15 protein-coding genes are annotated in these 20,786 nt (G+C 38.5%); 10 read left to right on the top strand and 5 right to left on the bottom strand.

Annotated elements, in window-relative coordinates:
- The first annotated feature begins 158 nt into the window (after positions 1-158).
- Positions 159-2,375, top strand: a complete 2,217-nt coding sequence (locus AC04QZ_RS02050) for a B12-binding domain-containing radical SAM protein (RefSeq protein WP_478356368.1) — start codon at positions 159-161, stop codon at positions 2,373-2,375.
- 120 nt (positions 2,376-2,495) lie between these two features.
- Here the strand turns inward: AC04QZ_RS02050 and AC04QZ_RS02055 are convergent, their stop codons facing one another.
- The 3 genes from AC04QZ_RS02055 to AC04QZ_RS02065 form a co-directional block, all read right to left on the bottom strand.
- The gene (locus tag AC04QZ_RS02055) at positions 2,496-2,759 is read right to left on the bottom strand and encodes a hypothetical protein (RefSeq protein WP_086545991.1); all 264 of its coding nucleotides are present in this window, start codon (positions 2,757-2,759) and stop codon (positions 2,496-2,498) included.
- A 16-nt stretch (positions 2,760-2,775) separates the two neighbouring features.
- The gene (locus AC04QZ_RS02060) at positions 2,776-4,188 is read right to left on the bottom strand and encodes a S41 family peptidase (RefSeq protein ID WP_478356369.1); all 1,413 of its coding nucleotides are present in this window, start codon (positions 4,186-4,188) and stop codon (positions 2,776-2,778) included.
- Positions 4,189-4,329: 141 nt separating this feature from the next.
- Positions 4,330-7,557 (bottom strand): amidohydrolase family protein, encoded by a 3,228-nt coding sequence (locus tag AC04QZ_RS02065; protein WP_478356370.1) that lies wholly within the window; start codon positions 7,555-7,557, stop codon positions 4,330-4,332.
- A 394-nt stretch (positions 7,558-7,951) separates the two neighbouring features.
- On the opposite strand from AC04QZ_RS02065, the gene AC04QZ_RS02070 reads away from it, so the two are divergent.
- From AC04QZ_RS02070 to rplT, 9 genes are all read left to right on the top strand, one after another.
- Positions 7,952-9,844: a RecQ family ATP-dependent DNA helicase gene (locus AC04QZ_RS02070; protein ID WP_478356371.1), complete on the top strand. Its 1,893-nt coding sequence runs from the start codon at positions 7,952-7,954 to the stop codon at positions 9,842-9,844.
- 194 nt (positions 9,845-10,038) lie between these two features.
- Positions 10,039-11,346: an MFS transporter gene (locus AC04QZ_RS02075; RefSeq protein ID WP_086545994.1), complete on the top strand. Its 1,308-nt coding sequence runs from the start codon at positions 10,039-10,041 to the stop codon at positions 11,344-11,346.
- A 22-nt stretch (positions 11,347-11,368) separates the two neighbouring features.
- Positions 11,369-12,106 carry a (Fe-S)-binding protein gene (locus tag AC04QZ_RS02080; protein ID WP_086545995.1) on the top strand — a complete coding sequence of 246 codons (738 nt, stop codon included), beginning with the start codon at positions 11,369-11,371 and terminating at the stop codon, positions 12,104-12,106.
- 383 nt (positions 12,107-12,489) lie between these two features.
- Positions 12,490-13,386 (top strand): hypothetical protein, encoded by an 897-nt coding sequence (locus tag AC04QZ_RS02085; RefSeq protein WP_478356372.1) that lies wholly within the window; start codon positions 12,490-12,492, stop codon positions 13,384-13,386.
- 168 nt (positions 13,387-13,554) lie between these two features.
- Complete coding sequence (locus AC04QZ_RS02090) at positions 13,555-14,670, top strand: acyltransferase family protein (protein ID WP_478356373.1); 1,116 nt, start codon at positions 13,555-13,557, stop codon at positions 14,668-14,670.
- 208 nt (positions 14,671-14,878) lie between these two features.
- Positions 14,879-16,804 carry a threonine--tRNA ligase gene (thrS, locus tag AC04QZ_RS02095; RefSeq protein ID WP_057934170.1) on the top strand — a complete coding sequence of 642 codons (1,926 nt, stop codon included), beginning with the start codon at positions 14,879-14,881 and terminating at the stop codon, positions 16,802-16,804.
- A 16-nt stretch (positions 16,805-16,820) separates the two neighbouring features.
- Positions 16,821-17,390, top strand: a complete 570-nt coding sequence (infC, locus tag AC04QZ_RS02100) for a translation initiation factor IF-3 (RefSeq protein WP_051691975.1) — start codon at positions 16,821-16,823, stop codon at positions 17,388-17,390.
- Positions 17,391-17,419: 29 nt separating this feature from the next.
- Positions 17,420-17,620: a 50S ribosomal protein L35 gene (gene rpmI, locus AC04QZ_RS02105; protein ID WP_029279105.1), complete on the top strand. Its 201-nt coding sequence runs from the start codon at positions 17,420-17,422 to the stop codon at positions 17,618-17,620.
- A gap of 75 nt (positions 17,621-17,695) precedes the next feature.
- Positions 17,696-18,040: a 50S ribosomal protein L20 gene (gene rplT / locus AC04QZ_RS02110; protein ID WP_025144714.1), complete on the top strand. Its 345-nt coding sequence runs from the start codon at positions 17,696-17,698 to the stop codon at positions 18,038-18,040.
- 83 nt (positions 18,041-18,123) lie between these two features.
- Here rplT and AC04QZ_RS02115 read toward each other — a convergent pair whose 3' ends face one another.
- Together AC04QZ_RS02115 and AC04QZ_RS02120 are read right to left on the bottom strand one after the other, a co-directional pair.
- Positions 18,124-19,725, bottom strand: coding sequence for a discoidin domain-containing protein (locus AC04QZ_RS02115; RefSeq protein WP_478356374.1), 1,602 nt, complete (start codon positions 19,723-19,725; stop codon positions 18,124-18,126).
- Between the two features lie 614 nt (positions 19,726-20,339).
- A complete protein-coding gene (locus tag AC04QZ_RS02120) occupies positions 20,340-20,669 on the bottom strand; it encodes a YegP family protein (protein ID WP_478356375.1) in 330 nt (109 codons plus the stop codon).
- Positions 20,670-20,786: the final 117 nt, after the last annotated feature.

The following is a 20,786-nucleotide window of genomic DNA, read 5'->3' on the forward strand; positions in this document are numbered from 1 at the left end:
TTTGGATTGGTGTTTTAGTTTAAGATAGTTGCATATCTAGGTAAATTCGTCATGCTGAATTTATTTCAGCATCTTTTCTGCAGAATATACCCTGAAATGAATTCAGGGTGACGACTCTATTAAAAATTCCCTTACTTTTGCAGAAAAAACAATTCCTTTTGAAAACCGAAATCTTTGCCATTACGCCGCCCTTTACCCAACTGAATACTCCATATCCAGCAACGGCGTATATAAAAGGTTTTCTGAACACTAAAAATATCAGTGCCACACAGGCCGATTTAGGTATTGAGGTCATTTTAGCGCTATTCTCAAAAAAAGGACTTCAAGATCTGTTTTGTCACACGGAGCCTGGTCGAAGTGCCGGCGATCAAAAAACTAAAAGCGACAATGCTAAACGTATTTTTGCTTTACAGGATGAATATTTAAAAACAATTGATGCGGTAATTGCCTTTCTACAGGGTAAGAATCCAACTTTGGCTTTGCAGATTTGTAGCGACGATTTTCTCCCGCAAGCTTCGCGTTTTTCGCAATTAGAGGAGTTAGACTGGGCTTTTGGTGCGATGGGTACGCAGGATAAAGCGAAACACCTGGCTACCCTTTATCTCGAAGATATATCTGATTACATAGTAGAGTGTATTGATGAAAACTTTGGTTTCAGCCGTTATGCAGAGCGTTTGGGCAGAAGTGCAAATTCTTTTGATGAATTGTATGATGCTTTACTCAAAGAACCTACCTATATCGATCAGATCCTGATTTCGGTTTTAAAAGATAAAATTGAAACCGTTCAGCCTAAACTGTTTTTGATTTCTGTTCCGTTTCCAGGTAATTTATACAGTGCTTTCCGCTGTGCGCAATGGGTAAAGGCCAATCATCCGGAAATTAAAATTTCTATGGGTGGTGGTTTCCCCAACACCGAGTTAAGGTCTTTATCGGATGCAAGGGTTTTTGAATTTTTCGATTACATCACTTTAGATGACGGCGAATTGCCAATTGAACTTTTATACCATAATATTATACATCCCGTTCCTGCTGAAGCCCATTTTTATAAAAGAACTTTTTTACTCGAAAATGGTCAGGTCGTTTACCGTAACGATGCTTTTAGAAATGATTACAAGCAGGCTGATGTGGGTACACCTGATTACACCGGTCTATTATTGGATAAATACATTTCGGTAATTGAAATCGTAAATCCGATGCACCGCATGTGGAGCGATGGACGATGGAATAAACTCACCATGGCACATGGCTGTTACTGGGGGAAATGTACCTTCTGCGATATTTCATTAGATTATATTAAGGTTTATGAACCGGTTGCAGCTAAATTGATTGTAGACCGGATTGAAGATCTGTATGAAAAGACCGGGCAAAATGGTTTTCACTTTGTTGATGAAGCGGCACCACCTGCATTGATGCGTGAGGTTGCCCTGGAAATCATCAGAAGAAAATTAGCGGTTACCTGGTGGACCAACATCCGTTTTGAAAAAAGCTTTACGCAAGATTTGTGTCTGTTATTAAAAGCATCGGGCTGTATTGCGGTTTCAGGTGGATTGGAAGTGGCCTCAGATCGTTTGTTGAAACTGATTGATAAGGGCGTAACGGTAGAACAGGTGGCTAAGGTTACCCGTAATTTTACCGAAGCTGGAATTATGGTGCATGCTTATTTAATGTATGGCTACCCAACCCAAACCGTACAAGAAACAATTGATAGTTTAGAGATGGTACGTCAGTTGTTTGAAGTTGGGATATTACAATCAGGCTTTTGGCATCAATTCGCCATGACAGCACATAGTCCGGTAGGCATGTATCCGGAAAAATTTGGTGTCGTAAAGGATACCGAAGTGATCGGAACTTTTGCCAATAACGACATCAACTATACCGATAAAACAGGTATTGATCATAATAAATTCAGCTTTGGATTGAAAAAGTCACTCTTCAATTTTATGCATGGTATCTGTTTTGATTACGAACTGCAGGATTGGTTTGATTTTAAAATTCCTCGGACGAAAATTCCTGCCGATTTTATTGAAAAGGCTTTAAATGATGCCGATCAGTTCAATACCAAACCTACTGCAAAAGTTGTTTGGATAGGTGGAAAACCTTCTGCCGATTATTTTACCAAGTCGAAAAAAGGCAATAGCTGGGAAATGGCCGCACTCACTTTTCATGATAAAAAAGAATCGTTTACGGTTCAAACCAATAAAAAAGAAGGGGAGTGGTTAAGCGCTATTTTAAATAAAATCTCCATCTCGAACGAAAAGGTATTCACTTTTCAGGAGGTTAAAGCCGATTTTGAAAATGAAATGGAAAATTTTGAACTTTTCTGGTATTCTAAACCCATCAATACGCTCAGGGAATTCGGCTTATTGGTTTTATAATCTCAATCGTCACCCTGACCTGTAGTGAAACGGAAAGCTACGAAGTAAATTTATTTCAGGGTCCTTCAAAATTGATTTACACTTACGCTCGTTCCTGCCATAGCGCTTAATTTATTTTTACTACATCTTCATTTTAAAATGCGTCAGAAAATAAATGATGCAGATTAATACAATTGAATTTAAGATCAACAGCAACCAGGAAATAACAGATTTCCTATCTTTCATCACCGCTATAAAAGAAGTGATGTAAGCCATTGCAATCAGCGCCAAAAATAGGTTTACTGTCTGGATGCCCAGAATGTAATATCCGCTGTACGAAAAAACCAGTGTGCTAAGGACCAGGAATACAACTGAGGCGGTAGTGTAAAGCTTATTCGGTTTCATGTTCTGCGCTTTAAGACTATTTATTCTTTTCAATATCCTTTAACACCCAATCCATTTCGAGATCTCTTTTTGCCAGATAATCAACTAAAGTATAATTAATTTTTACATCGGGCATTACCCCACGACCAATTGTGGTAGATGGCTGTGGTAAATTAAAAGGTACAAGACCAATACTGTAAGTAATTCCTGTATTTTTTAGTTTGCCGTTAAAATAAGTTCCTGCATTTATGTTATTTCTCCCACCTCCGGTTTCTTCGCCAATTAAAATCCCTCTTTGCGATAATGCCAGCGTGTTGGCAAATATACTAGCTGCTGAAAATGTTCCACCGTTTATTAAAATATACAGCTTGTTTTTATAAGCATTGTTAAAAGGAATCAGGTTTCCGTAAGCATTTTGATTAAATTCCTTAACATAATTGATTTGCTTTTTTCTATTGCTATCCAATGTAGGTAATAACATCCCTTTAATCAATTCCTGTGGAAATTCAATAGGCTTAATGGATTTATTAATGAAGAATTTTAAGAAATGGCACATTAAAAAAATATCCCCTCCTGTATTGTTCCTTAAGTCAAGGATTAAATTTTGAGTTTTAGGTAGTGTATTATTAAATAGGTCAACATCATGCTGCTCCATCTTAGCTGTAAAAGTATTCACTTTTAAATATGCCGTATGAGTATCCAGTTTTTTATAGCTCAAAAATTGAGATTTATTGTTTGTTTGCTGTTTACTAGATTGTAGTGCGTTTTTAATATCATATGGTTTACCAATTAGATAGGCACTGTCGATATGATCGCCATTTTGAAACACTATTTTCAGGCTGTCCTTGTTTTTAAAAATGCGCCAAACGTTGTCCAGATTTCCATAATTCAAAAAGTAATATTTGAATGTGTTGTTATAACCATCTGAAAAAGAATTTTGTAAAGCCGTTTTAATAATATCTACTGCTTTAATATTATTGATGCTAACGATTTCTGATCCAGCGCCTAGATTTGTGTTTAAGCTCCTATTTTCTATCAGAAAGCTCTTATCTGCTATAAATTTCAAGCTCAATTGTTCGAATGGCGAGGAGTAGGGCCTAGCATATTTAGAGTAATCGCTTTCAGTTATTTTTGTCAGTTCATAAAAGTTGATTTTTAAATGCCCATCCCCAACCTTACTTAAAATTGGTAATAACTGAAGATATAAGTCCGCCGATGTTAAAGGTTTATTTATTGATGATTTAAGGCTATCGATCTTAAAATCCAATTCACCTTTTTTGATATATTGATAAAGTTTAAGGTGATGCTTTTTTAAATCGGCGTATAATTGATCGATGTCTGTTCTGATGTTGGAAATAGGATGTTTTTCTTCTAATTGATGATAAAGGTATTGAGCCTTTGATATACTGAAAAACAAAATAAACAGTACTAAAGTAAAACAGTATTTCATAGCGTTAAATTATCTGCCAAGTTCAATATTGTATCTATTCTTGTTTTTGACCACATGAGGAATGTAAAAACATTTAAGCTTATATTTTCCTCATACATCTTAATATGGTCAAAAATTGTTTAACACTGACCCTATAATAGTTTAATCACAATGTGGAACAGTAAAAGTCCAGGTTTCTGAATCAGTAGCAGGAACAATATAACCGTTTCCTCTGGTATTTTCGAACCATAATTTACCCCTTAGTTTTTCTCTGGTTCCTACTTCATTTAAGGTTGCGCTATCATACAGCCGCCCGTTGATCATCACATATTTGATTTTTTCCGAATTGCGGATATCATCTAAAGGATTGGCATCCATAATTACCATATCAGCCAGTTTACCTACTTCCAGCGAGCCAATTTCCTTGTTCATCCCCAAGTAGCTGGCGCCATTTAAAGTTGCCGCTCTAATGGCTTGCATGGGCGTAAAACCACCCTGAACAAACATCCATAATTCCCAGTGTGCACCTAAACCCTGGATCTGCCCGTGTGCACCAAGATTAACTTTTGTACCGCCATCAGCAATCTGTTTAGTGGCTTTGGCAATGTCGATATGGTTATAATCGCTGTACTCAGAAGTTGTTCTGCGTCTGGCTCTTGCATCAATAATAGAGCGTGGCGTATAGGTCATGAGTTTTTCGTTTTCCCAAACATTGGTTCTGTCGTACCAGTAATTTTCACCCCACTGACCACCATAGGCTACAATTAAAGTAGGGGTATAGCCTACTTCAGTATTGTTCCAGAGTGTGGTCACATCTTTATAAACCGGTAAAACAGGAATACTGTGTTCAATTCCCGTATGCCCATCGGCAACCATATTCATGTTGGTGAAAAAGGTAGAGCCACCCTCAGGTACAACTTCCATATTTAACTGACGGGCTGCTTCTAAAATCTGCTGGCGCTGCTCTCTGCGTGGTTGATTATACGATTTTACTGAAAAAGCCCCAACTGCTTTTAATCTGCGCAGATTGGCCAGCGCATCGTCCAGGCTATTAATTACAACTTTAAAATCGCCATCTGCACCATATAAAATACCGCCGGTTGAATACACACGCGGACCAACCATTCTGCCGGCCTTAAGCATTTCGCTCTGGCTAAAAACCATTTCGGTATTGCTCGATGGATCGTGTGAAGTGGTTACACCAAAAGCCAAATTAGCCATGTAACTCCAGTCACTTTGTGGTGTTATGCCATCCGGACTGGTACGTAAGTGAGCGTGAACATCAATAATACCCGGCATAATGGTTTTGCCATTTACATCAATTACTTTGGCATTAGCCGGAATGGTTACCGCATCTGCTTTTCCTATTGCTGTAATTTTATTTCCATCGGTAACAATGGTTCCATTTTCAATTACTTCATCACCTTTCATCGAAATAATCCTAGCGCCTTTGAGTGCCACTATTCCGGTAGGGAGGTCAGACTTTAATACCAGATTGATGTCGATCGAAGATGCCTCAGTTTTAGGTGTTGTTCCATCAAAGTTGAAAGCATTATTTACATCAACCGTGAAATATTTCGGGCCGAGGGTCCAATGCAGGCTTTTACTATCGGCGCTCCATTGAATATACGTTCCACCATCGGTAGTCACTTTTGTAACCGGAATAGCTTTATTGCCCGCTGATGCATCTTGTGCAGCACCAATATTGATCATCGGCGTGATGTATACGTTAAACAATTCGTTAAATGCCACCCATTTATTATCAGGACTAATAACGAACTGATTGGCATATTGAGAAGTAAAGTGTGTTCTTTCGTTTGCTCCGTTTAAATCGATACTTTTTAATGCTTTTTTACCATCAGCAAAACTCTGGAAATAAATGCGGGTATCGGTATTGTTAAACTGCGGACGGATTCCGTTATCCAAAATCAAAGTTTTAGCACCACCATTGGCTGGCATCATAAAAATACCTGTACCTCGACCATAGTTATAACCTAAAACATCGTTGCCACTTCCTTTTCTAAAAACGATTTTGTCGCCTTTGGTTGAATATTGAGGAGAATAATAAAAACCTTTTTCATCAGTTAGCATAATGGTTTTTCCCGATTTTACATCCGTACGTTTTATTGCCCCCCGCAATTCATCGCTCCAGGTGGTATAAACAACGTATTTTCCGTCCGGACTAAAAGCAGGTTCAAACTCGAAATCCAAACCATTGGTTAATCTTTCTGGCGTTCCTGTAGGTAATTCTTGTTTGTATAAGTATCCTGCGGCATTAAAAACAATTATTTTTCCATCAGGTGAAGTGGTTAATTGTCTTAACATTTTGGCCGAAAACTCATTGCTGAAAACCTGTTGCTCAAAATGTAAGGCTTTTTGTACGGTTTGAATGGTGTTCGCTTGAAAAGGAATAGTGCTGTTGATTAAGGTTCCGATTTCTGTTTTTCTGATTTTTCCTTTTGCATAGAAAACAATGCTTTTGCTATCTGGAGTCCAGGCAAAATTTGGATAAACACCGAAAATTGCCCAGGTTTCCTGCTGATCATGAGATAAATCTTCATTTACCGGCCATTCTTCACCAGTCTTCAGGTTCTGTACATATAAGGTAGATTTTAACCTCACACGCTTTACAAAAGCGATTAAATTTCCATCCGGAGAAACCTGCGGACGGCAAGCGCCACCTTGCTCATTAATCAAAGTGCTTAATTTTCCCGTTGTTAAGTCAAGCTGGCGGATGGCATAAATGGTTCCGTTGGGATCTTTGCTGTATTCAAAATTAGGACCAGGACTTACATCTTCACTAAAGTAAACATACCTGCCATCTGGCGAAACGTTGGGCTCGCCCGCGTCTTGCTGATCGTTTTTGCGTTTGGTTAACTGCACACCATCGCCACCGTTTATGCTGTACATCCACATTTCGCCGGCGCCTAAAGAACGACCTGCAGTAAAGTGTTTTCTCGCAATTACATATTCGCTATTTGGCATCCAGGTGGCATTATTCAATAACCTGAAATTTTCTTTGGTAACCTGTTTTTTACCCGAACCATCACGGTTCATGATCCAGATGTTATCGCCACCGCTTTTATCACTGGTATACGAAATGTATTTTCCGTTGGGGCTAAAACGGGGCTGAACATCCCATGCAGTGCCGCCACTAATGAGTTTTGCAACCCCACCAGTTATTGGCATCACGTAGATATCGCCCAGTAAATCAAAAGCAATTTCCTGCCCGTCAGCACTAACATCAAGATTCATCCAGGTGCCTTCGTCGGTATTTAAGGTGAAGTTTTTTGTTGTGCCCTGGTATTTTTCAATGTCCCATTTTTTTTCCTGGGCATTTGAACTGAAGAATAATAAGGAAAGAGCGGATAGAAAATAGAGGTGTTTCATTATTTTGGGATGGTTATAATATTATTTGGGGATGGTTATGATATATGGGATAATTATTTAAACAATCGTGTATTTTTCTTTAGCGTAATTTTTTATCTGTTAGCCGAGTTTTATATTCGGCTATTAAAGTAGGCCTGTATTTTGTATTCATAAGGTTCTGGAAAATTAAGGAATTCGAATTACCCCATTCGGAACTTTTAGTGCAGCATTTACAGTTTTTAAAGTAGCCGTTCGGGCATTTTTAATCAAACTAATCATATCTGTAAACTGCGTTTCTAACATGTACCTGTCTTATTGAGCAAAGTTAATAATCTTTTATAGATGATTTTTTCAATTTCTGGTAATAATAAATGGCGATTTTGGATTAAATGTATAGTTTTGATACCGCCGATTTATGACAGCAATAGAGATTTTACAAAAATATTGGGGACATCAAGCTTTTAGGCCATTACAGGAAGATATTATTTCCTCGGTTTTAGAAGGAAACGACAGTTTAGCCTTATTACCAACAGGTGGAGGTAAATCGATCTGCTTTCAGGTTCCCGCATTGGTTAAAGAGGGGATTTGTATCGTTGTTTCGCCGTTAATTGCCCTGATGAAAGATCAGGTAGAACACCTGAAATCAAAAGGAATTGAAGCCATTGCCATTTATGCCGGGATGGGAAAACGTGAAATAGATATCCTACTCGATAACTGTATTTACGGAAAAATTAAGTTTCTTTATTTATCTCCCGAGCGTTTATTGTCTGATTTAGTGCGGGTTCGTATTTCCTATATGAATGTAAACCTGATTGCGGTAGATGAAGCGCATTGTATTTCGCAATGGGGATACGATTTCCGTCCGCCTTATCAACAGCTTTCGAAGCTCCGCGAAATCTTGCCCAATGTTCCGGTTTTGGCACTTACTGCAACCGCTACTGCGTTTGTGCGGAAAGATATTGTAGAAAAACTGGAAATGAAGGACCCCAAGGTTTTTGTTAAAAGTTTTGCTAGAGACAATTTAAGTTATGTGGTGTTCGGCAATGAAGATAAGTATAAAAAGCTGATTGATATTTGTAATAATGTTAAGGGTACTGGTCTGGTGTATGTGCGTAACCGCAGGGAAACTGCCGAAGTATCTAATTTTATCAATAGAAACCAGATCAAAGCCGATTTTTATCATGCCGGATTGGAACGTGATACACGCTTCCTGAAACAGGAAGAGTGGAAGAACAACAAAACCCGCATCATGGTGGCTACGAATGCTTTCGGGATGGGCATAGATAAAGCAGATGTTCGTTTTGTGGTGCATTTAGATTTACCCGAAAGTTTAGAGGCCTATTACCAGGAAGCAGGCAGGGCAGGGCGTGATGAAAAACGAAGTTATGCCGTTCTTTTAGCCAATCAATCTGATGTTTTGGGACTGGAATCGAGATACCTCGATAGTTTTCCTAGTCCGGATGAAATCAGAAAAACCTATCATTACCTCGGCAATTATTTTCAATTGGCATTTGGCGCAGGTGAAGGTTTAACTTTTACTTTTGATATCGCTGATTTCTGCAAACGATTTAATATTAGTGTTTTAAAAACAATTTCAGCGCTGAAGTTTTTAGAACATGATGGTTATCTCACCCTATCTGAAAGTGTTTTTCTTCCATCGAGGATGATGTTTATTGCCAGTCATGAAGACATTTACCGTTTTCAGATTGAGAATAAGGCTTATGATGGCATTATAAAAACCATTCTACGTTCACACGGTGGCGCTTTTGACGGTTTTGTTAAAATTAATGAAGCCGATTTAGCCAAAAAAACCGGATTATCGTATAAAGAGATTATCGCTCTGCTTAACAAATTACAAGCCATTGAATTACTTACGTATATCCAGCAGACTGACCAACCGCAATTGCAATACATTAGGCCAAGGGTAGATATGGACCATTTTGATTTGGATGTGAAATACCTGGAGCTGAGGAAGGAAATCCTGCATAAACAGATTAATGCTGTGATAGGTTATGCTTCGTCTAACTTGTGCAGAAGTGTTCAATTGCTCAATTATTTCGACGAACACCATGCTACGAAATGTGGTGTTTGCGATGTTTGCCTTGCCGAAAAAAGAGCCGAAAACCAGAGCCAGATAGGCGAAGCGCTTGAATTTGAGATTGTTTCTTTGCTGCAACAACAAGCACTAAGTCTTGATGATTTGGTTACCAATATTAAAAACGGTGCCGAAGCCGAAAGAATTGATGCCATTCGGGAATTATTAGATGCCGGTAAGATTAAATCTGATGGGAAGAAATATTATCTTTAGATGTGAGATGTGAGATGTGAGATGTGAGATGTGAGATGTGAGATGTGAGATGTGAGATGTGAGATGTGAGATGTGAGATGTGAGATGTGAGAAAAATGCCAGTCAAGTTACCAATAAAGTATTAGTTTTGTAATGAACTATTTAATCGGTTTAATCAAATTAATTAACGCAATCACCTGCGAAGCAAAAAATAAATGATAGCAAAAAACAATAAGAAAACCATCCGTTCGTGGGCATTCTTCGATTGGGCAAACTCTGCCTATAATTTAGTCATCACCTCTACCATTTTTCCGGCTTATTACACCATTATTACCACCACTAAAGAGCATGGCGATAAAGTGGAGTTCTTTGGTCGAACCTATGTAAACACTTCACTTTCCAACTATGCCTTATCATTTGCGTACCTGATTATGGCTTTTGCTTTGCCGATGCTTTCATCCATTGCTGATAGAAGGGGGAATAAGAAATCGTTTATGAAATTCTTTACCTACGTGGGTGGAGCGGCTTGTATTGGTTTATACTTCTTTAAATTGGATACGCTCGAAATGAGTGTGATTTTGTTTGCCTTAGCCGCAATGGGTTATATCGGCGGCGTATTGTTTAGTAATTCGTACCTGCCAGAAATCGCGACAGAAGAACATCAGGATCGTGTGAGCGCACAAGGTTTTTCATATGGGTACATTGGTTCGGTTTTACTGCAACTGATTTGTTTTCTGTTTGTGCTAAAACCAGAATGGTTTGGTATTACTGATGCCTCATTCCCGCCAAGATTATCTTTTTTATTGGTTGGGGTATGGTGGATCGGTTTCTCTCAGATTCCTTTTTCTGCACTTCCAAATGGAACGCCTCAGCACGATAAAGTAAAAACGAATATTCTTAAAGATGGCTTTAGTGAGCTATCTAAAGTTTGGGCACAAGTAAAAGAAATGAAGGTTTTAAAAGGATTTTTAGTTTCTTTCTTTTTCTACTCCATGGGGGTGCAAACCATTATGCTGGCAGCAGCAGGTTTCGCCGAAAAAACATTAAAACTAGGCACTGCAAAACTGATTGCCGTGATACTAATCATTCAGCTTGTGGCTATTCCAGGTGCTATGCTCATGTCGTATTTAGCCAAAAAAATCGGGAATATAAACGTGTTAATTATGGTGGTTGTAGTATGGGTTGGCTGTTGTGTTTTTGGTTATTACATTACTAACGAATATCAGTTTTATTCATTGGCCGCCATTGTTGGCTTAATTATGGGCGGAATCCAATCTTTATCTCGTTCTACCTATTCTAAATATTTACCGGTTGATACAAAAGACAGCACTTCATTTTTCAGTTTTTATGATGTAACGGAGAAACTGGCAATTGTAATTGGCCTTTTCAGTTTTGCTTACATTGAAGATTTAACCGGAAATATTCGCTACTCAATTATCGCTTTGGCATCATTTTTTATCGTTGGATTAGTTCTTTTAGTGCTTCTCAGAAAAAACGAACATAAAGAATCGCTAAAATTGTAAGTTTGCAGTCGTTAAGAATATTATGAAAGTAGAATTATTTGTGCCTTGTTTTGTAGATCAGCTCTATCCGGAAACCGCTTTTAATACGTTAAGGTTATTAGAAAAATCGGGATGTGACGTAACCTACAATTCAAAACAAACCTGTTGTGGGCAACCTGCGTATAATGCAGGTTATTGGGATGAGGCTAAGGAAGTAGGTACAAAATTTTTAAATGATTTTACCGAAAACACCTATGTGGTTGCACCATCGGCATCGTGTGTAGGCATGGTAAAAGGTGGCTTTAACGATCTGTTTACCAATACCATTGTGCACAATAAATGTCGTAGCCTGCAGTCAAATATTTGGGAACTTTCTGATTTTCTGATCAATGTGGCCAAAAGGGATTATTTCGGCGCAGAGTTAGAAGGAAAAGCTGTTTACCACGATTCGTGCAGTGCCTTACGCGAATGCAAAATCAAAGACGAACCACGCCAGTTGCTTTCGAAAGTTCATGGATTGGAAATGATCGAAATGGAGGATACCGATATGTGTTGTGGCTTTGGCGGAACCTTCGCGGTTAAGTTTGATGCGATTTCATCTGCAATGGCCGAGCAGAAAGTTAATCATGCCCTGGCACAGCAGGCAGATTATATTATTTCGACCGATTTATCTTGTTTACTCCATCTTCAGGGCTATATCGAAAAGAATAATTTACCCATCAAAACCATGCACATTGCTGATGTGCTTTGTAATGGTTGGTTAGAGAGTACGGAATATTAAGCCCTGGCCCCAAAAGGGAAGAAGATACTTTAAACCTATCAGGTTCTGAAAACTGATAGGTTTTTTTTAAAAGAACCACAGTCTTTTGTTAAATAAACCCGACCGACAGCGTTATCCCGATATCAGTCTGGTTTTAATTCATCATGTTTTCTATCGGGATTAAGCAAAGGGCGGGACTGTGACAACAAAAGAACCACAGGCACTGCTTTTCTAATAAAAGGGACTGGATATTGTAATATTTAAATTACTTTGAGCGGAAATCTACATTTAAAGGATTTAAGCATAATCTTTAACACAATTTAACAGGTTTTACGTTACAATCTATAATATCTTTGTTAAACCTTTTTAAGGCTTTCGTATCTAAACAACAAAACAAAATCATAATGAAAACAATATTCATCGCTTTATTAGGAGTAATGTCCATTGCATCAGTAGCCAATGCACAGCAGAAAAAAACTTCTGGAGCCATACAATTTGAAAGTATTATCGACCCTGCGGCAATGGCTTCGGCAAATGGTATCCAGTTAACGGACCAAATGAAAGCCAGGATGCCTTCTACAAGTAAAAGTAATTTCGAGTTATTATTTACAGCTACAAATGCCAGTTATATGCCAGTGGAAGAAACTGAAGATAGTAACGGAGCTGGTGGCGGTGGCGGCGGAATGGGTCGTATGATGATGCGTTTTGGTGGCGCTGGTGGTAATCGTGAGTATTATTATGTTTTTGCTGACAAAAGCTTAACAGAAGTTTTCGACTTAAACGATACGACTTATTATATGCCAAGTAAATTAACCTTATCTACTTCTGGCCCGATCAGCTCATTCAGAATGGGTGGTGGCAATCCTAACGATACCACTAAAGCAAAACCTGCTCCGGCGCCAAAAATAGAAGTGGTGAAAACGGATTCTACTAAACAGATTTTAGGCTTTACCTGTCACCAGGCCATTGTAAGATCGACAAGAGCAATCAAAATCTTAGACATGGATAAAAATGTGGTTGAAGAAACCAAAATCTGGTATACCAAAGATTTAGGCTTCGATTTTTCTCCAAATCCAAACATGTGGACAGAAGGTGCTGTTTTGGCTATCGAAGGGAGAGGAAGCAGTTCAATTGCTAAAAGTATTGAGTATAGAAATGTAAGTTCAAAAGACGTAACTGCACCTAAAAAAGCAAAACTGATTACTGCTGAAGAGTATAAAGCGAAAATGGAGAACATGATGAAACGTTTTAGACAAAACAGACCAGGTGGCGGTCAGGTAAGATCATTTGGAATGAATTAATTGAGTGCATAGCCAGATATCAGAAGTTTTGCCCGGGCCTGTGCCTTGTGTTAACTTCGGATGTATGGCATCAAAAGCCCTGAAAGCGTAAGCTATCAGGGCTTTTTTGTGTATCATTTTTGAAAGGCTTGGGTTTACTTTTTGCAACTAAAATTAGAATAACTATTATTGGAATTAATTAAAAACCTAACCAGCGTGATTACAGCACAGAACGACAGTAACCTATTAGCAACTAAACAGCATTTTGAAATTTTAGATGGATTAAGAGGCCTAGCCGCAGTAATAGTCGTGATATACCATTTCATGGAAATTGCGATTACCGATTATAATAAAAATTTTCTCTCCCATGGCTTTCTGGCGGTCGATTTCTTTTTCTGTTTGTCGGGTTTTGTAATTGCCTACGCTTATGATACACGTGCCGCAAATATCGGATTAATGCAGTTTTTTAAACTAAGATTGATCCGTTTGCATCCTTTAGTCATCATTGGTTCAATTTTAGGACTGTTAACTTTTCTGTTCGATCCTTATAGTGATTTTTATGCCGTTTACGGCTTCGGGAAAACACTAATAATGTTTTTGGCCTCTGCATTTTTGATTCCATATCCGGTTATGCCAGAGCGTTATACCAATCTATTCTGTTTAAATGCACCTGCATGGTCTTTATTCTGGGAATACATCGCCAATATTTTCTATATCCTTGTGCTTTATAGATTGAATAAAAAAGTATTGCCTGTATTGGTTTTGCTTGGGGCAATAGCCATCTGTTATGTGGCTTTAAAAGTGCCTAATGCTAATTTAAGTGGTGGCTGGGGTGGACAAAACTTTTGGGATGGTGGTGTGAGGGTACTATATTCTTTCTCAGCCGGCATGTTGGTTTATCGTTTCAACTGGATCATTAAAAATAAACTGGGCTTCCTCGGCGTGAGTCTGCTCTTACTTGTGGCTTTCCTTTTCCCTTATAGAGATGCATATAACTGGATTACCGAAACCATCATCGTATTGTTTTATTTCCCGCTTTTAGTGGCTTTAGGTGCCGGGGCAGTAATTAGTGAACCTTTAAAGAAACTGTGCACCTTATCCGGAGAAATATCGTACCCGCTGTATATGACGCATTATCCTTTCGTTTGGATATTTCTGACTTATGTTGCCGTGGTTAAACCTGCAATGTCGACCTTATGGGTAGTTATCCCGGTTTCGGTAGCCGTGCTGGTATTACTGGCTTATCTGATCATGAAGTTTGTCGATATCCCATTGCGTAAATATCTGAAGGCTAAATTTTTATAAGTCTGACTTGCATTTTTTTAGCCGCGGAGATACAGACTAATAGACCGTATTGTATAAAACACCTGGACTTACTTCTCTGTGGCAATTTGTGCCGCTGTGGCTTATTTTATGTTGTTTTCCTGATTAAAAATCGTATCTTTGCACAAAATAAAATCACATTGTAGGTGATCTTTACTCACATTTTATAAAAATTAAATCATAGTTGTAGATGATTAACATTACTTTACCTGACGGTTCTGTCCGTCAGTATGAAAAGGGCACTTCTGCCCACCAAATTGCATTGTCAATTTCTGAGGGTTTAGCCCGTAACGTATTAGCCGCCGAGGTTAATGGCGAAGTTTGGGATTCAACAAGACCAATCGAATCTGATTCATCAGTGAAATTATTGACCTGGAATGATACTGCCGGAAAATCGACTTTTTGGCACTCATCTGCCCACTTAATGGCTGAGGCTTTAGAAGCACTTTATCCGGGCACCAAATTTGGTATCGGTCCGGCTATCGAAACTGGCTTTTATTATGATGTAGACTTTGGCGACCGCGAATTTTCTTCGGACGATTTCAAAGCCATCGAAACCAAAATGATCGAGCTGGCTAAACAGAAGGAAACTTTTGTACGCGAAAGTGTAAGCAAAGCTGATGCGGTAAAATATTTCACCGAAAAAGGCGATGAGTATAAATTAGATCTAATTGATGGCCTGGAGGATGGTAAAATTACTTTCTATACCCAGGGTTCATTTACCGATTTATGCCGTGGTCCGCATATTCCAAATACTGGTTTTGTAAAAGCAGTAAAACTGATGAATGTGGCTGGTGCTTACTGGCGTGGCGATGAAACTAAAAAACAGTTAACCCGTATTTATGGTGTAACTTTTCCTAAGGCGAGCGAGCTTACCGAATATCTTTTAATGATTGAGGAAGCAAAAAAACGCGATCACCGTAAATTAGGAAAAGAATTAGAGCTGTTTGCTTTCTCAGAAAAAGTAGGCATGGGCTTGCCATTATGGTTGCCTAAAGGAACTGCTTTGCGCGAACGTTTGGTCAACTTTTTAACTAAAGCACAGGCTAAAGCAGGTTACGAACAAGTAGTAACGCCACATATTGGCCATAAAAATTTATATGTAACCTCAGGTCACTGGGAGAAATACGGTAAAGATTCGTTCCAGCCGATTAAAACCCCGCAGGAAGGAGAGGAGTTCTTCTTAAAACCGATGAACTGCCCGCACCACTGTGAGATTTACAAAACAAAACCACGTTCTTACAAAGATCTTCCGGTTCGTTTTGCAGAGTTTGGTACAGTTTATCGCTATGAGCAAAGCGGCGAATTACATGGTTTAACCCGTGTACGTGGCTTTACTCAAGATGATGCTCACTTATTCTGTATGCCAGAACAAGTGAAAGAAGAGTTTAAAAAAGTAATTGATTTAGTGCTTTATGTATTTAAATCATTGGGTTTTGATAACTATACTGCTCAGGTTTCATTAAGAGATCCCGAGAACAAATCGAAATACATTGGCTCTGACGAAAACTGGAGACTATCTGAGAATGCCATTATTGAGGCAGCTGCAGAAAAAGGCTTAAATACCGTTGTAGAATATGGCGAAGCGGCTTTCTATGGCCCTAAGCTCGATTTTATGGTGAAAGATGCTTTAGGTAGAAAATGGCAGCTGGGTACTATTCAGGTTGATTATAACTTACCAGAGCGTTTCGAATTGGAATATACCGGTAGCGATAACCAAAAGCACAGACCAGTAATGATTCACCGTGCGCCGTTTGGTTCATTGGAAAGATTTATTGCAGTTTTGATCGAACATTGTGCCGGAAATTTCCCGTTATGGTTAAGTCCGGAGCAATTTATTGTTCTTCCTATTTCAGAAAAATATGAAGAATATGCAAAAAAAGTTTTAGATGAACTAAATAATTCCGATATTCGCGGGCTGATTGACTTTCGTGATGAGAAAATCGGTCGCAAAATACGCGATTCGGAAGTTAAAAAGATCCCATACATGCTCATTATCGGTGATAAAGAAATGGCAGAAGGAAAAGTTTCTGTCCGTAAACATGGTGAGGGAGATTTAGGCGAAATGACGTTGGAAGAGTTCAACAATTTATTAAGAAAAGAAATAACAGTTTAAATTAAATAGTACAAATTTGGCATTAGGAAGACCAGGATTTAACAGGGGACCACGTCCACCTTTTAAGAAAAAAGAAGCAGAGCATAACATTAATCAGTATATTAAATCGCCCGAAGTGCGTTTAGCTGGCGATAATGTTGAACCGGGGATTTATCCTTTGGCAAAAGCTTTGGCACTTGCTGATGAACTGGAATTGGATTTGGTAGAAATATCTCCAAATGCCGTACCACCAGTTTGTAGAATTATTGATTATAGTAAATTTGTTTACGAGCAAAAGAAAAAGCAGAAAGAAATTAAAGCTAATGCGAAACAAACTGTAATTAAGGAGATCCGTTTTGGTCCTAACACCAACGATCACGATTTCCAGTTTAAATTGAAACATGCAGTAAGCTTTTTAGAGAACGGTGAAAAAGTTAGGGCTTACGTGCATTTTAAAGGTAGAGCAATTGTTTACAAAGAGCAGGGAGAGATTTTATTGTTAAAATTTGCCCAGGCTTTAGAAGATGTAGGAAAAGTAGAGTTATTACCTAAGTTAGAAGGTAAACGTATGTTCCTGACAGTTGCGCCTAAAGTAGCAAAAAAATAAAAATAGGTTTATAAATTAAAAAACAGGTTATGCCAAAAATGAAAACCAATTCCAGTGCTAAAAAGCGTTTTTCGCTTACTGGAACAGGTAAAATCAAAAGAAACAACGCATACAAAAGTCACATCTTAACCAAGATGAGTACTAAACGTAAACGTGCCTTAGGTCAAGCAAGTATCGTATCTGATGCTGATATGGGTAACGTTAAACGTATGCTTTGTATCGGAAAGTAATTTATTAATTCACCAGGTATCAGGCTTTAAGTTTCCGGTTAAACGGAACGCCGCTTGCCAAAAAACAACAACAACATGCCACGTTCGGTAAACGCAGTAGCTTCGAGAAGAAGAAGAAAAAAAATCCTTAATCTAGCCAAAGGCTATTGGGGAGCAAGAAGTAAGGTTTATACTGTTGCTAAAAACACAGTAGAAAAAGGTTTGCAATATGCATACCGTGACCGTAAAGTTAAGAAAAGAGAATTCCGCGGATTATGGATCCAACGTATTAATGCAGGTGCTCGTCAGCACGGTATTTCTTACTCTCAATTAATTGGTAAACTAGCTTCTAAGGAAATCGGTTTAAACCGTAAAGTATTGGCTGATTTAGCAATGAATCACCCAGAAGCTTTCAAAGCTGTAATTGATGCAGTAAAATAGAAATTTTCGCCTAGGCGATAATCATATTTAAAAAGGTCCCGATGTAAATCGGGACCTTTTTTTTGTTGTTTGGTTTTGAAAATCTAATATAATCCTAATTCTGCTAAACAGGCAAACTGCTGACCATCATGTGCAGATTTAGCAATGATTTTATAATAGAGGAAGGTTTGTGCCGAAGCAAAATCAAAGTATTGCACGCCACTAATGTTTTTTGCTACATAGTTACCTTGAGAGGTGAAATTGATACCATCCGTACTCGTTAAGATTTCGAAATCTTTAACGGCTCTGCTTAAACTGCTGCGCTGCAATAAACTTACGCCACTTGCTGTTTTAGAAGTCGTACCTACTTTAATTACCACATTGTGTGGGTATGAAGTAGCCGAAGTTCTCCATCGCGAATGCCAAACAGTAGTCGCATTACCATCAATTAAGCTGGACGCTTTACCATCAGAGCTTTCTTCAGAACTAAATGAATTGATTGTCCATCCTGTTTTGCTTAACTCATTTTTGGTTGAGAAGGTTAATATAGGTAAACCTCCCGAAAAAGTATAAGCATAAATTTGTTCGGTTACTGTTCCGTTATCGTGTACCAGTTTAACTTTCAGTTCGTATGGAATACCATCAGCTTTTTCCTGCAGATCGGCAATCGGCATAACAACCCTAAAACTATCAGTGCCGATTTTTTTCGATTCCCAGGTAATGGCATTGTAATCATGGTTAACGCCGGTACCTTCATTGTTTACATTAGGGTCATTGTAGTATATAATACTGGTTACATTACCGGTAGAAGTAAACTTGCCAGATACTACTATCGATGCTAAAGTGCTCGAATAGCTGGCATATATCTTATTAATGCTACTGGTTACGGCGCCATAATAGGTACTGGAATTGTTATTGAAAACCTGATTCACATTTAAAATCGCCGCATCTGCAGCTGTTAAAAATGTTGGGCTTTTACCTAAAGTTCCGTTACCCGCCCACATTAGGGCCATTCCTAAGGTTGAGTTTTCGGAAACTTTTTGCCTGTTGTGTGGCAGATTTAATCCATGACCCAGCTCATGTACCATACCGCCAAACCACACACTAAAGCGATTGCCTACGGTAGTGCTTAAGCCCAGGTTTGCAATGTCCATTTCTTCATAATCCAAAGCATAACACCACCTGCCGGTACCATAAAACGGACCTCCGCTTGGTGTGCCATTCGCACCGATGGAATACCTTGGAATTATGATCAAAGTATGATCGCTGGTTTTATCAGCCGGGTGTGCAGCAAAATAAGCATTTACCTCACTTGCTACGGCGCCGTTGCCTCCCGAGTAGGGATAACTGGCTTTTGGTAAAGTTCCCCTAATGGTTAAGATTTTTACATTTCCGGCGCCATCATCAGCAAGACCAAATGTTTTGTTGCCGTAACCGTTGCGATTCATTTCTTGTTTGTACCAGTCTTGGGTCCATAATAAAAGATCACTCAATCTTTTTCTGTAACCGGCAAGGGTATCGAGATCGTTAGGTACAAAATACACAATATTTACATTGCGACTTTGTGTAATAATGTTAGTTGTAGCCTGTTTTTTGCTAATAGAGAGGGTTTTTTCCTCAGGTTGCAATACTTCGGCTTTTTTACAAGACAGGGTAAATAAGCAGGCGCAGAATAGCCCTGTTAAAAGTAGACTGTTTTTTTTCATACGATAATTTTAGGTTTAGGTTGATAATATAGGGAATTGGTTATTGTTGCTATCTTATATGCTGTACTCAGCCTCTTTGCCTAATCTTATCGGTTTTATACCAAGATTATACCACCATAGTTTGCCAGTCGCGGCCGCTATCCCAAATCTTAAAAAGTGCGTATTGTAAGTAGATTTTTATCTTATCCAGATTTAAGTTACACACAAACTTATATAGTAGGAGGAATTAAAACCGCGCAAACGTTTGTGTTACATCAAACGTAACAGATTTAAACAATAGCGTATAAATGCCATTCAACCAGGTTTTAACGGCTATTTGATTGCTTTTTTATATGACATAAAAATTTATGAAGCGCAAACGTTTGATTGACTTGTATTAGCTGTTTGATTTGCCTGTAGATGGATGTTTACAACTGAATGTAGTGCGCTACAAGGGAGAATTAAATCTTTGCCTAAAAGGTAGGCTTAAAAAGATGGGGGCAAGGTTATTATTTGTCGTCATTTCGAGCGGAGTGCAATGTAACCGAGAATCCTAAAAAGAGTAAATCACTCTCCCAAATGTTCGGGGCTGCGCTACAGTCGAGATGACGACTTTTTTATTGAAATTATCACGATTAGCTCTGATCGTCGGTATCTGCGTCAGGTGCATTCTTTTGAACCGATTCGATGCCGTTATCTCTGGCAGAACTACTTTCGTACATCTCGCTGGAGCCAATCAACTGGCCATTTGTAGCCTTCAAACTGAAATAGTACTTGCCATTAGATGAGGTCTTTTTTTCAAATTTAGAATCATCCTGCGCATTTTTTTTAACTGATTCGATCCCGTTTTCGCAGCTCGATTTGGCCGAATAGCCTTCGCTTGTTAAAATGGTCTGGCCATTGCCGGCTTTAAGATTAAACTGGAATTCTCCGTTCGATCTTTTAGTAATTACAAATTTTCCCATAGGTCTGATTTTAATTTATTACCTGGTTAGCATTTTAACCTAAAATAACTAGGTATTATTCCTAAAGTTATTAAAGTTTGTAACCAATTACAATAAGCAGATAAGAGAATTAATGAA

The sequence above is a fragment of the Pedobacter folensis genome (assembly GCF_056490665.1).